Origin of the sequence: Flavihumibacter cheonanensis (assembly GCF_022352215.1) — a bacterium.
In the GTDB taxonomy this organism is placed as follows: Bacteria; Bacteroidota; Bacteroidia; order Chitinophagales; family Chitinophagaceae; genus Flavihumibacter; species Flavihumibacter cheonanensis.
The window spans coordinates 565,363-578,805 of record NZ_JAKRWF010000001.1 but is presented as its reverse complement, the minus strand read 5'-3'; the positions used below and the strand labels follow the sequence as shown (position 1 = coordinate 578,805).

The window sequence follows — 13,443 nt, the reverse complement described above, 5'->3', positions numbered from 1 at the left end:
ATCTTAAAAAGTTAGATTCAGCAATGACTATTTAGCAAGGTCGGTATACAGTTGTAAATAGTCTGTTAAATCAGACTCCGCATTGTATGCCAGAATTTTCTTGCCTTTTGCTTTAGCGAATTCTTCCGCCAGCTTTTTATCTACTTTCTCAGCACCAAATGTGATGGCATCTGAATAAGTAGCTCCGCCTTTAAACATGGCAAGATTGGTTCCTTCCTTGAAAGGTTCCAGGTCTTTTTCCTTTATGTTGGTATGAATGATAGCCTGCTTCATAAAATCCGATCCCAGTTTTTCCTTGAACGTATTCTGTCCAATGGTAAATACCGTTTTACTATGACTGAATACCGGCTCTTTTTTATAGGCAGTTTTCAGATACAGGGGTATCAATCCACTCATCCAGCCACTACAATGAATAATATCAGGAGGCCATCCGAATTTTTTTACTGTTTCCAATGCTCCTTTACAGAAAAAGATGGTTCGCAGGCTATTGTCTTCAAACCATTCTTCCTTTTCGTCGTGGAAAACAAATTTTCGCTTAAATAAGTCCTCATTGTCCAGGAAATAAACCTGCAAACGGGCATTGGGTAAAGAAGCTACTTTAATCTGAAGGGGAAAATCATCGTTATCAACCGATACATTAATTCCCGAAAGACGAACTACTTCGTGCAAACGATGGCGACGCTCATTGATGGTTCCAAACCTTGGCATAATGCAACGCACCTCAAAGCCATTGTCGTTCGATTTGATTGCCAGCCTGTTCACCATTTCAGAAAATTCTGTCAGTTCCAGGTACGGCGACATCTCGTTAGCAATGAATAAAATTCTTTTCTTTGTTGACATTTGATCGGTTACTATTGGTGAAAACCTTCTGTTTTTTCGTTCAAATAGTGTGCAAAGGTAGTATTTTTCCGGCTAAAACCCGCAACACATGATCCTTTTTAAGCAGGTGGAGCCCCTTCAGCAGGTACTGGATAAGTTCCGGCAAGAGGGCCGCAGTATTGGATTTGTACCTACTATGGGAGCACTTCACCAGGGCCATTTGTCCTTGCTAGAAGCTGCGCGAGAGGAGAATGACACGGTTATTTGCAGCATTTTTGTTAACCCCACTCAATTCAATGATCCGTCGGATTTTGAAAAATACCCGATCACACTGGAAAAGGATATTGAACTCTTGATTCAAAGTAACACCAATCTTCTTTTTTTACCATACGTTTCAGAAATTTACCCGAACGGAACTAGTAATCTTCCGAGTTATGCGATCGGGTTTCTGGAAACCATTTTGGAAGGCAAATACCGTCCCGGACATTTCCAGGGAGTTTGCCAGGTTATGCATCGCCTGCTTGAAATAGTGAAAGCTGATATTCTTTACATGGGACAAAAAGATTACCAGCAATGTATGGTGGTAAAGCGTTTGCTGGAACTTACCCGTATTCCCACCCATTTGCATACCTGCCCCACCCTGCGTGAAACAGATGGCCTCGCTATGAGCAGTCGAAATACCAGGCTCTCCCCTATTCAACGGGCACAGGCCGTTACGATTTCACAGGTGTTGAAAGAAATCAGCAAAAACCTTCAACCTGGATTAACAAGTTCATTGTTACAAACAGCCGAACAAAAACTGGAGAACGCAGGTTTTAAGGTAGATTATGTAGCACTGGCAAATGCTGACAACCTTGAATTATTGGACCGTTGGGATGGCCAACAACCAGTGGTTACTTTGGCAGCCGCGTACCTGGGAGAAGTGCGACTTATAGACAATATGTTAATCCACAGCGGGAAGTAAACAAAAATCCTACCTTGCGAAGCGTTTTACCGTTTTAAAACTGAACAAATGGACATCGAGATACTTAAATCCAAAGTACACCGTCTTACCATAACAGAAGCCAATCTCCACTATGTTGGAAGTCTTACACTGGATGAAGACCTGATGGATGCTGCCAATATGATTGAGCATGAAAAGATCCAGGTAGTTAATGTGAATACAGGCTCCCGCATTGAAACCTATCTGATCAAAGGCAAACGAGGATCGGGTGTATGCTGCCTGAATGGTCCAGCTGCGCGCCAGGGGGCCGTTGGCGATGTGGTGATCATCATCTCCTATGCAAGGATGCCATTTGAAGAAGCAAAGACATTCAAACCCTGGGTAATTTTCCCGAAAGAAGGTAATTTGTTATAAATAACGGTCCTATGCAAAAGAAGATCAACAGCCTGCTTCAATATGCTTTTTTCCTGGGGCTGGCGATCTTTTTAGTATGGTGGAGCCTCAGTAAAATTTCCGACGCTCATTGGGAGGAAATGAAAACCGCCATGCGCGAAACCAATTACTGGTTATTGGTTCCTGTTGCCATTGCCTTACTGGTCAGCCATCTCAGTAGGGCTATCCGCTGGAAGATTTTGATGGAACCAATGGGCTACAAGCCATCGCTGATCAATACCTACCTGGCAGTTCTCATCGGGTATTTTGCCAACCAGGGGGTACCCAGATTAGGAGAAGTACTGAAATGTACCATCTTAAGCCGGTATGAAAAGGTGCCTGCTGATAAACTGATTGGCACCATTGTAGCGGAACGCGCTTTCGACCTGCTCTGCCTGATCCTGGTTTTTGCCATTACATTTTTTTCGCAGATTTCAGTTATTGGAAAATATGCAGGCGACCTGTTGAACCAATTGCTTTATGGCAGTGCAGAAAAGGCTGGCAATAAGGGGCTGTATATCGGGCTTGGTATTGTTTTTATTCTATTACTCCTTGTTTGGTGGTTGCTGCGCCGCTATGCGGATAGCGGTTTTGTAAAAAAAATCAAAGCGGTGGTTGGCGGAATCTGGCAGGGCATCAATAGCATTCGTTACCTCAAGCACAAAGGCTGGTTTTTATTTCATTCTTTTCTGATCTGGTTTCTCTACCTGGCCAGTATCCGGATCGGGTTCTATGCCATGACCGCCACTCAGCCATATGGATGGTTACCCTCATTTTCTGTTTTATCTTTAGGAAGCGTAGGCATGATAGTTACTCCCGGTGGCATGGGCGCTTATCCGATTTTGGTACAGGAAACCATGTCTTTATATGGATTAAGTGAAGGGATCGGCAATGCCTTCGGCTATATTCTCTGGCTGGCACAATTTGTTCTGGTGCTGGTAGCAGGTGCCGTATCATTGATGTTGCTTCCCGTGCTCAATCGAAAAAAAACACCTAAATAAGACCTATATGCGAAATGCCAGTATCATTCACCAGAAAGTGTACGGTCGCGATGCCCTGATCCGCCAGGTAGCTGTTTGGAAATTTCTTGGAAAACGCATTGCTTTTACCAATGGCGTATTCGACATCGTGCATCATGGTCATATATATTCACTCACGCAAGCCGCACAGGAAGCTGATATCCTGATTGTTGGTATCAACAGCGATGCTTCCGTCAAACGCCTGAATAAAGGTCCTGAGCGCCCAATCAACGACCAGGAATCCAGGGCCTTGCTAATTGCTTCAATGGTCATGGTAGATGCGGTGGTGGTATTTGAGGAAGATACTCCCTACGAATTGATCCTTTCCATTATGCCGGATGTTCTTGTAAAAGGCGGTGATTACCGCGTAGAACAAGTCGTAGGCCACCGCGAAGTAATTGAAAACGGAGGGCAGGTGATCATTAACCCGATTGTAGAAGGTTATTCCACTACTAGTATTGTACGGAGAATAAGTCAGAAATGAGGGGCATGGAAGAGGGAGGAAGGGAAGAATGGAGACAGGAAACTGGAAACGGCAGGCGGGAAACTGAAACTGAAAAGCCCTCGCAAAGCGAATCCTAAGCTAATTGAATACAATTCCTGGTTGGCGCTTCATAGAGCCGGGAAGATTGCTTAAAAAAATTGGAGCCACTGTTCCCAGTGCCCCCAATTCCTACTTCAAACTTCATACTTCAAACTTCATATTTGACCCACTTCTCACTGCTCTCATTGCTTTTCACCACATTCTCAATAAAAGCCATCCCGCGAATACCTTCTTTAACGGAAGGGAATTCCACCACATCAGCGTTTACTGAAGTACCATTGATCCTTGCTGCCAATGTCAATGAAAAATTACGATAGATATTAGCGAACGCTTCCAGATATCCTTCAGGATGGCCGCCCGGAGTGCGACAGTTATGACGGCCTATATCACTCAGATAACCAGATCCCGCACGCAGGGTTTCCATGGGTTTGTCGTACCATTTCAGCAGCAGTGAATTCGGTTCCTGCTGGTGCCATTCAATACCACCCAATTCGCCGTAAATGCGGATAGATAAATTATTCTCCTCTCCTGCCGCTACCTGAGTGGCTATCAAAACTCCACTGGCTCCGGAATTAAACTTAAGCAATACAGCGCCATCATCATCCAACGCCCGGTTTTCCACTACCACATTCAGATTGGCGCACAGCTCTGCTACTTCCAGGCCGCTGATATATTCTGCCAGGTTGAAAGCATGGGTGCCAATATCGCCCATTACCCCACTCTTACCTGATTTTTTCGCATCGGTTCTCCAGGCTGCCCCGGCATTTCCTTCGCGTTCCGATAAGCGGCTAAGCCAGCCCTGGCGATATTCGACGTATACTTTACGAACCTTTCCTATTTTTCCGCTTTGAATCAAATTGCGTGCTTCCTTCACCATCGGATAACCGGTGTAGGTATGCGTCAGGCAAAGAACAAGCCCGGTTTCTTTCACTTTCTGATCTAGTGCAATCGCCTCTTCAAGAGACAACGTAATCGGTTTTTCAATTACCACATGGAATCCTTTCTCAAGGGCCATCATGGCTGGTGCGAAATGCGCAAAATTGGGAGTCACTATCGTTACAAAATCCATCCGTACATCTTCCGGTAGTGCGGCTTCCTTTTCCAGCATTTCATCATAACTGGTATAGGTGCGCTCCGGTGCTAAAAAAAGTGATTTTCCACTCTCAATTGCAATGTCCTTATTAATACTAAGGGCTCCGCAAACGAGTTCAATTTTTCCATCCATATTGGCAGCTAAGCGATGGATGGCACCAATAAAGGCATCGTTTCCACCACCAATCATTCCCATTCGAAGTTTTCGGTTCATTGTTGCTTGTTTTTGAGATTAGGATTCTAAAAATAGGAATTCTACCATGAATTTTCCACAAGCTGTGGAAAATAGCAAAACCAATACCAGGTTACTATTTCTCTGGCACAGTATTAAGGGTGTCTATTCATTAAAAAAAACTATCATGGCAACAAAAGTAACCTTTACCCTGAGTCCGGAAATTGTTGGAGAAGCAACAGAAGCGATTCTGGTGGGTGATTTTAATAACTGGAATCCCAATGAGGGAATCGGATTGAAAGTCCAGAAAGATGGCACCCTGAAAGCCACTGTAACGCTTGAACCCGGACAAACCTATCAATACCGGTATTTCCTGAATGATGGTCGCTGGGTAAACGACGGCAATGCAGATTACTACTATTTTGATCCAGTATATCATGTCGACAATTGTGTCATTACCGTTCCTGAAAAAAAAGCAACTACAAAAAAAGCAGCAGTTCTAAAAGAGACGGAAGCTGAACCCGCATCAAAAGCAACAACCAAACCGGATGATCTTACCAAAATCGAAGGCATTGGAAAAAAGATCGCTGAACTCCTGAAAAATGCGGAAATCGAAAGTTTTGAGCAACTTTCAAAAGCAACCCCCAAAAAATTAAAAGCCATCCTCGAAGCTGCAGGATCAAAATTCAAAGTACACGATCCAGCAACCTGGCCCAAGCAGGCGAAACTGGCTGCCAACGGCAAGTGGGAAGAATTGAAAAAATTGCAGGCTGAATTAAAAGGCGGAAAATAAGTTCAAAGCAGGTCACCGGTACATCCGCTCTACTTCCTGTACGATGAGTTCAATTTCTTTGTCTTCATCAGAAGGATCATAGGGCTGTTTCAGACTGGATCCAAAAAAGAAGGCAACGGTCTGCCAGAACCGGGCAGAAACACCACCCCTGTACTCTTTGACCAACTCATAACAGTTGTTACCGGTTTGGCGGTTAATGAGTTTCATTAGCACCCTACCCTGGTAAACGGATAACTTGGTAAGCGGGCCAGAAAACTCTTTCTTGAGTTCTTCTTCCCTGCTTTCCAGGTATTTTCGCCTTTCTTTTTTCGACATATTCGCCATTTTGGCATTGATATCATTGATGATATAGCCTGCCTTTCTTGCATATGGATATGTCACATATACCGCATTGCGAAGTCTTGTCCATTTGGCATATCGCTTCCGCATGGCAGGCGGCATGGGAGCGGTTACGTAAACATATTGCAGCCAGCCAGATGGCAGGGTATCCCCCTCAATAACAAATATGGGAACGATTATAGTATCATTTGGGCCCCATTTGGGATTGTAAGGGATCGGTCCGGGTACAGGTGCCGGAAGTGGAGCCTGGGCCTGCGCACCCAGTGACCCCAATACCATTCCCAGTATCAGAAAACTTACAACAGTATGATGGAGAACTCTCTGCATGCGCTGTTAAACTATCAATAACGACTCTAAGACACAAGTATTGAGCTATCGGCTGTTACGGCTTTCCTAAATTTTGTTGATAGCTTTCAGACGCCCCTGTTTCCTGCGGTAAACCATTGATACGCCGAAACCCATTGTCATAATAATAATGCCGGCCCAGAGCAAATTGATGTGTGGGAACTCATACACTTTCAGCGCGATAAACGGTACCATCCGGTTGCTTTCCTTCACCTGCAACTCGATTTTCTGATTCTCCAGCACGCGGCTAAAAGCGATGGCTATATTTTGCGCAAAGACTGTATCTACAATATATCGGGCTTCATTTCCCTCTACATAAAATACCGGCTGTGCAGTAAATCGTGTACCCTCTTTGGAAAATACGGTGATATCTGCCATCAACGCAGTATCTGTTGGCTGGAACTGATATTTTTTGTTATTGGGGTTTGGAACAACGTTATTCAGGGTGAAGAAGCCATTGGAATAATATACCGTATCCTTCACATTGACGGTGTAGCGTTTGAATTGTGCCGTATCATCGCGGTTATCCATATCCGCCGCATACGTAATGTAACTAAAGATATCCCGGTTCCAGTAATGTTTTGAATCAGGGTTATTGGAAAATCCTTCCATACCCTTGGTATTTCGGATCAGGTTCGGATAAAGTGTAAAGTTCTCCGCACTATCCTTTCGCATCATATCAATCCGGTAAAAACTGATATTGCCGTTTGCATTGGTACTGTCGGCATTTACAAAAGTGGCCATATAATCACCCATATCGGTCGGCACCCCTTTAATCAGGGTCAGGTTCTCAAGTGGCTTTTCTTTGCTGCGTTCATCCCATTTGAGATTGATACCTGTCGTATTGAAACTTAATACTTTCCGGTTGGAAGCAGAGATCAGAATGCCAACGAGACTGAGTGCAAATCCGACGTGGGTTATAGATCCGCCTGCAGCTTTCAACTTACCATTCAACCCGGACCATATATAAATCGCATTGGCTACCAACGCATAAACACCTGCCACAAATGCCAGGTAAATGGCAATCTGGAAACCGATGCCTTTTTTGTCGTAATCCAACCCGCTAACCAGGAAATAAATCACACAAATTGCTGCTGTTATCACAGTTGGTACCACGAATTTCTTCAGCCATCCTTGACCGGTTTTCTTGTACTTCAGATACTGTGCGAAAGCCGTCAACAAGCCAATAACGATGGCCACAAATATCTGGATCTTGTTATAGGAGAATTCAACGTCCTCCGGAGCAGCAGTACTCTGACCTGTAATCTTGTTATAAATCGGGTTGAATGAGTTCTGCCAGGTAATGACCATGGCACTCAGGAATAATACCAATGAGCCGATAAACATCCAGAATTCCCTGGAAGAAGTTTCCTCCTCACGGGCAATATGAGGAATTTGTTTGTACCGCACCAGGTAAAGTGCCAGGGAAGGAATAGTAAAAATCAGCAGGAACAGCAATAACTGCGTATTCATTCCCAGGTCAGTAAAGCTGTGAACAGAACTGTCACCAAGCACACCACTCCTTGTCAGGAACGTAGAGAATACCACCATGATAAAACTCAAAAGAAAGAACAGATAGGTGGTCCTGAGTGAATGTCCGGTTGCATTAAATATCACCTGTGTATGAACACCGGCCACCAGGATCAGCCAGGGTACCAATGATGCGTTCTCCACCGGATCCCAGGCCCAGTATCCTCCGAAGGTGAGCGACTCATAAGCCCAGGCCGCACCCATCATAATTCCCAGTCCGAGTATACCAGCTGCAAAAAGTGAATAAGGCAGCGCTTCGCGGGTCCAGGTACCATAATCCTTTTTCCATAATCCTGCAATTGCGTACGCAAATGGAATAATAGAGGCTGCAAATCCAAGGAATAATACCGGCGGATGGATCACCATCCAGTAGTTTTGCAACAATTGATTCAATCCCTGGCCATCCTGCATCTGTGGCAAACTCAGGTAATCGGCCCTGGCAAATACAGGTGCATCTGCAAACTTTTCCCGCACCAGTAGGAAGGGGTTACTTCCAATCATCGTCTCCCCAATGTAAAGTCCCAGCACCATGGTTGCCAGACAGATCTGCGCAATTGCGATGACTGACATGATTGGTGCTTCCCACTTGGTTTTGCGGGCAATAATATAAAGTCCGATTACCACATACCAGAAAGACCAGAGCAGAAAACTTCCCTCCTGACCTTCCCAGAAAGCGGCCAGCAGGTATTCCGGATTCATATCCCGGCTGGTATGGTTCCAGGCATAATAGTACTCAAATTTGTGAGTTGCCATTATGTAAACAAGCAGGATAAATACGGAGAGTATGGAAAATGCATTTATACTAAAGGCAACCCGGCCCAGCTTTTTCCAGCTTCCTTCATCTGAAAGATCGCGGTTATTGGTTGCTTTGAAATACGAAATGGTTGCTACGAGAGCGGAAACCAGGGCCAAAACGATAAAAAAATGGCCCAGTTGCCCGGGCAATAGGTGTTCACCAATATAATTCATGAGAGAAAGACATTAATTAGAGCTCAGGTTATTCTTATTTGCTTCCACATCCTCCTTATACTTGGACGGACATTTCATTAACATTTCATCACATTCAAATGTTCCGTCTTTCATACTGCCTTTCAAAACCAGTCGTTCACTTTTTTCAAAGTCGGTTGGCTTTGCATTGTGATAAATAACCGGAGTTGAATTTCCAAGTGTATCAACCGCCACAAACCGCATGTAATTGGGGTTGGTAATTGGATCGTATTCCACTGGCTGAGACTTGTCCAGTTTGGCAATCAGGTGAACAAATTTACCTTCCTTCTGACGGGCGGAAGCAACGGTATCATAGGTGGTCAAATCCCCCATGAAACTGATGAGTACGGCAATCGCTACGGCAATGAAAATCAGGATGATTATATGTGTCTTTTTCATACTCGCAATTCTAACTTCGCAAAGGTAGGTCAATTTAAGATAGTCAGGTCAATTGTTTACCCCATACAACTTATGGTTTTAATTTTGCATCTATGTACGGCTGTACTAACTTGCGGCCGTTTTAATTATTCAGTATGGACCTTTCCCAACACGACGCCAACAGCCTTGGCAACCCCAATAATAACCTCTTTGGATTGCCAACGGATGAGCAAAATGCCCGCCTGGTCATTGTTCCAGTGCCATGGGAAGTTACCGTGAGCTATAGTGCAGGTACAGCCCGTGCAGCAGATAACATCCTGAAGGCCAGTCTCCAGGTAGACCTGTACGATCCTGAGTATCACGACTGCTGGAGACAGGGCTTTTTCATGCGGGAAGTCGACAAAAAGATTTTGTTAAAAAGTGATTACCTCCGGAAAGAAGCGGAACTCTATATCGATTATATCTCCAATGGAGACGATGTAGAAAAAAATAATTTCATGTGTCGCTCTCTTAAGGATATCAATGAAGGAAGCCTTTTTCTCAATAATTGGGTATACGCTCAATGCCGGGAACTTCAATCCAAAGGAAAACTGGTAGGACTCCTAGGCGGCGATCATAGTACACCATTCGGTTTTATCAAATCCCTTGCTGAACAACACGAAGCATTCGGCATTCTTCAAATTGATGCTCATTGCGATTTGAGAAAACAATATGAAGGTTTCAACTATTCCCACGCAAGTATCATGTACAATGTGCTGGAAGAACTGCCACAGGTAAAAAAACTGGTGCAGGTAGGCGTTCGGGATTTTTGTGATGAAGAAGTTGATTATATCCAAAACAGTAGTAACAGGGTCCAATGTTTTTTTGACCACGACTTAAAAAATCGGTTATACGATGGCGATAGCTGGAAAAGCATCGTGGAAGATATCGTTGCAAGCCTGCCGCAAAAAGTTTATTTAAGTTTTGATATCGATGGCTTGGATCCAAAAAACTGTCCCAACACAGGAACCCCGGTATTCGGCGGACTCGAAGCAGACCAGGTATTTTACCTTTTCCGGAAAGTACATGAAAGCGGCCGAAAAATTATTGGCTTTGATCTCAATGAAGTAGGCGTGGGTGACAACGACTGGGATGCCAATGTGGGCGCCCGTGTATTGTTCAAGCTTTGTAATATCTTAACGGCTGCGAACCTCTAAACCCTATTTTCGCAGCCATGATCTACCAGTACGTTGTAACCTTAAAAAATAAATTCAGCCACACGATTGACCGCTTCAGCATGCTGGTCTGCGGTGTCTCTGCCCTGCTTTTCCTGGAAGCTTATTTCTCCGGCAATGAAAAATTATTGATCCTGGTTTTAGGAGGTGTTCTGGTGTTATTGTTAACAGCATTTAATGCATTCCGTATTTTAAAATTGAATAAACGAGTAAGGTTCAATTACCTGCTGATGTTAACCGGACTGGTATGGGCCGGTATGCCGGTCTATCCCTGGTTGAGTATTCCGCTTATTCTGATGGGATTGATTGAACATCAGGCAAAAAAAGACCTGGAGATCGGTTTTTCAGATGAGGAAATCGTATTTAACAGCATTCCCCGTAAACATTACAGTTGGAATGAATTTACCAATATTGTACTAAAAGACAACCTCCTCACCCTGGATTATGCCAATAACCGGCTCTTTCAGCGCGAAACGGTGGACGATGACGAGGATGATTGTGAAGAAGATGAATTCAATACCTATTGCCGCCAGCGCCTGAACGCCAGCCTGTAAATCCCCTGTATCTCTCTATCTTTGCGGGATGGCAAGTTCTCCTTTTCTCCTTTATTCTGATGGTAAAGGAAATATTTTCGAAGACGATACCCTCTATGCAACAGGCCGGTCCGGCTGGGATGTGTACCCTGTTCCTGACGAAGACTGGATCACCCTTCCGGATGGGGGCAATTTATATGAATTACCCGGCAGAAGAGGGATTGGTATTGATGTGGTGACAGGTGAGATGAGGTTATGTGAAAAAGGTTGGGCAGTAGCGGCCTTTATACCGCCCGCCCATACCGGATTATTCCTGGCAGCTTATGAAACCCAGCCCGATGCCCCCACACTGCCACTGTTCTGTTATACTGCAGCTGGCTGGATCAATGATCAGTTTGTGGTTCCTGCCGTTCGAATTGAGGCTGATATCCGGCAGGAATGTAAAGGCTATGATGATGTCATCATTCAATCCGGGCTCTCGAAACTGGTAACCGCTTTCCCGCATAATCGCCTGGTACAACACCTGGCTGATAATTGTTGTAATACCTATCACTGTCCGGCTGCCCGAAATTATTTTATGGGGCGATGGGAATGCCCCGTTCCCGCCTCCCCTGCCTGCAATGCAAACTGTGTTGGCTGTATTTCTCTTCAGCCGGATGAGGAAACCATCGTTTCTACCCAGGACCGACTGAGTTTTCGTCCAAGTGCGGAAGAAATTGTTGAATACACGGTACCACACCTGGAATCTGCCCCCTATCCGATCATCAGTTTTGGTCAGGGTTGCGAAGGAGAACCCTTGCTGGTTTGGGATACCTTACGGGATGCCATAACCGAAATCCGTAAGCACACTTCCAAAGGCAGTATCAATATAAATACCAACGGATCAAAGCCCGATGCCGTAAAAGCCTTGTGTGAAGCGGGACTGAACAGTATCCGAGTGTCGACGAACAGTGCTCGCCGGGAAATATATATGCCCTATTACCGGCCGAATAATTATGATTTTGAAGATATTATCGAGAGCCTGAAAGTAGTGCGCAGTTACGGCGGGTGGACATCCATCAATTATTTTGTGTTCCCAGGCATGACCGACAGTGTGGAAGAATACGAGGCATTGAGAAAGCTCATCCGGGAAACCGATCTTTGTATGATACAGTGGCGCAATTTCAACATTGACCCCGACTGGTACCTGGGAAAAATTGGTGTGACAGATACAGGAGAGTGTATGGGTGTAAAACAACTGATGGAGCTAATCCGGGAGGAGTTTCCCAACCTGAAATTCGGTTATTACAATCCGCCGATTGAACGGATCAAAGGAAATTATGAACTGGATTTTGCGCATTGATGAAAACTGAAACAAGATCCTGGCTGGGTGTGCTGCTGGCAGTCATCGCCACCCTGATCTGGAGTGGAAATTTCATCATTGCCCGATCGGTACATAATTCAATACCACCTGTATCCCTGGCGTTTTATCGCTGGCTTTGTGCAACCCTTATCTTGTTTCCTCTGGTATGGAAAGACCGCACTGCTATTGTCATGGCAGTTCGTGAACAACCGGGTTACTACCTGGCCATCGGGATAACGGGTGTAAGTCTGTTTAATACGTTGGTATATGTAGCTGGGAAATATTCTCCGGCTATCAACCTGGCCCTGGTTGGTACGACCAGTTCACCATTGATGGTTATACTGCTGGGCAGGTTTGTGTTTAAGGAGCGAATCAGTTGGATACGCGCAATTGGTCTCTTGCTTTGTATGAGTGGGATACTTTTCCTGATGGCCAAAGGAAGCTGGGAAAACCTGCTGGCCTTGCGGTTTGGAAAAGGTGATCTCTGGATTCTCGCAGGAGCCCTCGCTTTTGCGATTTACACCCTGCTGGTGCGTAAGAAAAACGATTCGGTGAAGCCTGACTCCTTTCTTTTTCTGGCCTTTTTGATCGGCACCATTTGCCTGGTTCCATTTTATGTATGGGAGTTGAAAAGTTCGGTACCGGTGCATTGGAATCCAGGATTGGCGGGTATCATTCTTTACCTCGGACTTGGGGCATCGGTGATTGCTTTTTTATGCTGGAATGGAGCTATTAGCCGAATTGGGGCGGTGAGAACCTCCCTGTTTGGAAATCTTATCCCATTATTCAGCAGTATTGAAGCCTTATGGTTATTAAATGAACAACTGGGTTGGGTACACCTGATCAGTGGATTGTTAATTTTATCCGGATTGGTTCTGGCTAACCGGATCCAAAAACTTTAACAGGCTTTGAAACTTCACCTGCTCCAAATCACGTAAAATTGTATCGTACCTTTAGCAGA

General features: G+C 44.8%; 14 protein-coding genes. 9 read left to right on the top strand and 5 right to left on the bottom strand.

The annotated features are described in order from the left end of the window. Nucleotides 1-27: 27 nt before the first annotated feature. A complete protein-coding gene (locus tag MD536_RS02555) occupies nt 28-840 on the bottom strand; it encodes a glycogen/starch synthase (RefSeq protein ID WP_239595483.1) in 813 nt (270 codons plus the stop codon). An 88-nt stretch (nt 841-928) separates the two neighbouring features. Between MD536_RS02555 and panC the strand changes: the two genes are divergently transcribed. The 4 genes from panC to rfaE2 are packed head-to-tail and all read left to right on the top strand — an operon-like array spanning nt 929 to nt 3,697. Beyond that, complete coding sequence (gene panC / locus MD536_RS02550) at nt 929-1,783, top strand: pantoate--beta-alanine ligase (protein ID WP_239595480.1); 855 nt, start codon at nt 929-931, stop codon at nt 1,781-1,783. 48 nt (nt 1,784-1,831) lie between these two features. Continuing rightward, nucleotides 1,832-2,176: an aspartate 1-decarboxylase gene (gene panD / locus MD536_RS02545; RefSeq protein ID WP_234865882.1), complete on the top strand. Its 345-nt coding sequence runs from the start codon at nt 1,832-1,834 to the stop codon at nt 2,174-2,176. Between the two features lie 11 nt (nt 2,177-2,187). Further along, a complete protein-coding gene (locus MD536_RS02540; RefSeq protein ID WP_239595478.1) occupies nt 2,188-3,195 on the top strand; it encodes a lysylphosphatidylglycerol synthase transmembrane domain-containing protein in 1,008 nt (335 codons plus the stop codon). A 7-nt stretch (nt 3,196-3,202) separates the two neighbouring features. Then, a complete protein-coding gene (rfaE2, locus tag MD536_RS02535; RefSeq protein WP_239595475.1) occupies nt 3,203-3,697 on the top strand; it encodes a D-glycero-beta-D-manno-heptose 1-phosphate adenylyltransferase in 495 nt (164 codons plus the stop codon). 208 nt (nt 3,698-3,905) lie between these two features. Here the strand turns inward: rfaE2 and MD536_RS02530 are convergent, their stop codons facing one another. Continuing rightward, entirely contained in the window at nt 3,906-5,063 is a 1,158-nt protein-coding gene (locus tag MD536_RS02530; RefSeq protein ID WP_239595473.1) for a Gfo/Idh/MocA family protein, read from the bottom strand. Nucleotides 5,064-5,208: 145 nt separating this feature from the next. Here MD536_RS02530 and MD536_RS02525 point away from each other — a divergent pair, with 145 nt between their 5' ends. Then, nucleotides 5,209-5,814, top strand: coding sequence for a helix-hairpin-helix domain-containing protein (locus MD536_RS02525; RefSeq protein WP_239595470.1), 606 nt, complete (start codon nt 5,209-5,211; stop codon nt 5,812-5,814). Between the two features lie 12 nt (nt 5,815-5,826). Here MD536_RS02525 and MD536_RS02520 read toward each other — a convergent pair whose 3' ends face one another. The 3 genes from MD536_RS02520 to MD536_RS02510 form a co-directional block, all read right to left on the bottom strand. Further along, nucleotides 5,827-6,480 carry a DUF4294 domain-containing protein gene (locus MD536_RS02520; RefSeq protein WP_239595467.1) on the bottom strand — a complete coding sequence of 218 codons (654 nt, stop codon included), beginning with the start codon at nt 6,478-6,480 and terminating at the stop codon, nt 5,827-5,829. A 66-nt stretch (nt 6,481-6,546) separates the two neighbouring features. After that, nucleotides 6,547-8,997, bottom strand: a complete 2,451-nt coding sequence (gene ccsA / locus MD536_RS02515) for a cytochrome c biogenesis protein CcsA (protein WP_239595465.1) — start codon at nt 8,995-8,997, stop codon at nt 6,547-6,549. A 12-nt stretch (nt 8,998-9,009) separates the two neighbouring features. Continuing rightward, a complete protein-coding gene (locus MD536_RS02510) occupies nt 9,010-9,414 on the bottom strand; it encodes a cytochrome c maturation protein CcmE domain-containing protein (RefSeq protein ID WP_234865874.1) in 405 nt (134 codons plus the stop codon). Between the two features lie 134 nt (nt 9,415-9,548). On the opposite strand from MD536_RS02510, the gene MD536_RS02505 reads away from it, so the two are divergent. The 4 genes from MD536_RS02505 to MD536_RS02490 are packed head-to-tail and all read left to right on the top strand — an operon-like array spanning nt 9,549 to nt 13,384. After that, nucleotides 9,549-10,589 (top strand): agmatinase family protein, encoded by a 1,041-nt coding sequence (locus tag MD536_RS02505; protein WP_239595448.1) that lies wholly within the window; start codon nt 9,549-9,551, stop codon nt 10,587-10,589. Between the two features lie 17 nt (nt 10,590-10,606). Continuing rightward, nucleotides 10,607-11,161 (top strand): hypothetical protein, encoded by a 555-nt coding sequence (locus MD536_RS02500; protein ID WP_239595445.1) that lies wholly within the window; start codon nt 10,607-10,609, stop codon nt 11,159-11,161. 28 nt (nt 11,162-11,189) lie between these two features. After that, the gene (locus tag MD536_RS02495; RefSeq protein ID WP_239595442.1) at nt 11,190-12,482 is read left to right on the top strand and encodes a radical SAM family protein; all 1,293 of its coding nucleotides are present in this window, start codon (nt 11,190-11,192) and stop codon (nt 12,480-12,482) included. Further along, entirely contained in the window at nt 12,482-13,384 is a 903-nt protein-coding gene (locus tag MD536_RS02490) for a DMT family transporter (protein ID WP_239595439.1), read from the top strand. The genes MD536_RS02495 and MD536_RS02490 overlap by 1 nt, the downstream gene beginning before the upstream one ends. Nucleotides 13,385-13,443: the final 59 nt, after the last annotated feature.

Excerpts from the sequence above, each read along its gene's own strand:
- MD536_RS02530 (WP_239595473.1), bottom strand. The coding sequence starts at position 5,063 with ATGAACCGAAAACTTCGAATGGGAATGATTGGTGGTGGAAACGATGCC.
- MD536_RS02490 (WP_239595439.1), top strand. The coding sequence starts at position 12,482 with ATGAAAACTGAAACAAGATCCTGGCTGGGTGTGCTGCTGGCAGTCATC.
- panC (WP_239595480.1), top strand. The coding sequence starts at position 929 with ATGATCCTTTTTAAGCAGGTGGAGCCCCTTCAGCAGGTACTGGATAAG.
- MD536_RS02505 (WP_239595448.1), top strand. The coding sequence starts at position 9,549 with ATGGACCTTTCCCAACACGACGCCAACAGCCTTGGCAACCCCAATAAT.
- MD536_RS02540 (WP_239595478.1), top strand. The coding sequence starts at position 2,188 with ATGCAAAAGAAGATCAACAGCCTGCTTCAATATGCTTTTTTCCTGGGG.
- MD536_RS02525 (WP_239595470.1), top strand. The coding sequence starts at position 5,209 with ATGGCAACAAAAGTAACCTTTACCCTGAGTCCGGAAATTGTTGGAGAA.
- MD536_RS02510 (WP_234865874.1), bottom strand. The coding sequence starts at position 9,414 with ATGAAAAAGACACATATAATCATCCTGATTTTCATTGCCGTAGCGATT.
- rfaE2 (WP_239595475.1), top strand. The coding sequence starts at position 3,203 with ATGCGAAATGCCAGTATCATTCACCAGAAAGTGTACGGTCGCGATGCC.
- MD536_RS02500 (WP_239595445.1), top strand. The coding sequence starts at position 10,607 with ATGATCTACCAGTACGTTGTAACCTTAAAAAATAAATTCAGCCACACG.
- panD (WP_234865882.1), top strand. The coding sequence starts at position 1,832 with ATGGACATCGAGATACTTAAATCCAAAGTACACCGTCTTACCATAACA.
- MD536_RS02555 (WP_239595483.1), bottom strand. The coding sequence starts at position 840 with ATGTCAACAAAGAAAAGAATTTTATTCATTGCTAACGAGATGTCGCCG.
- MD536_RS02495 (WP_239595442.1), top strand. The coding sequence starts at position 11,190 with ATGGCAAGTTCTCCTTTTCTCCTTTATTCTGATGGTAAAGGAAATATT.
- MD536_RS02520 (WP_239595467.1), bottom strand. The coding sequence starts at position 6,480 with ATGCAGAGAGTTCTCCATCATACTGTTGTAAGTTTTCTGATACTGGGA.
- ccsA (WP_239595465.1), bottom strand. The coding sequence starts at position 8,997 with ATGAATTATATTGGTGAACACCTATTGCCCGGGCAACTGGGCCATTTT.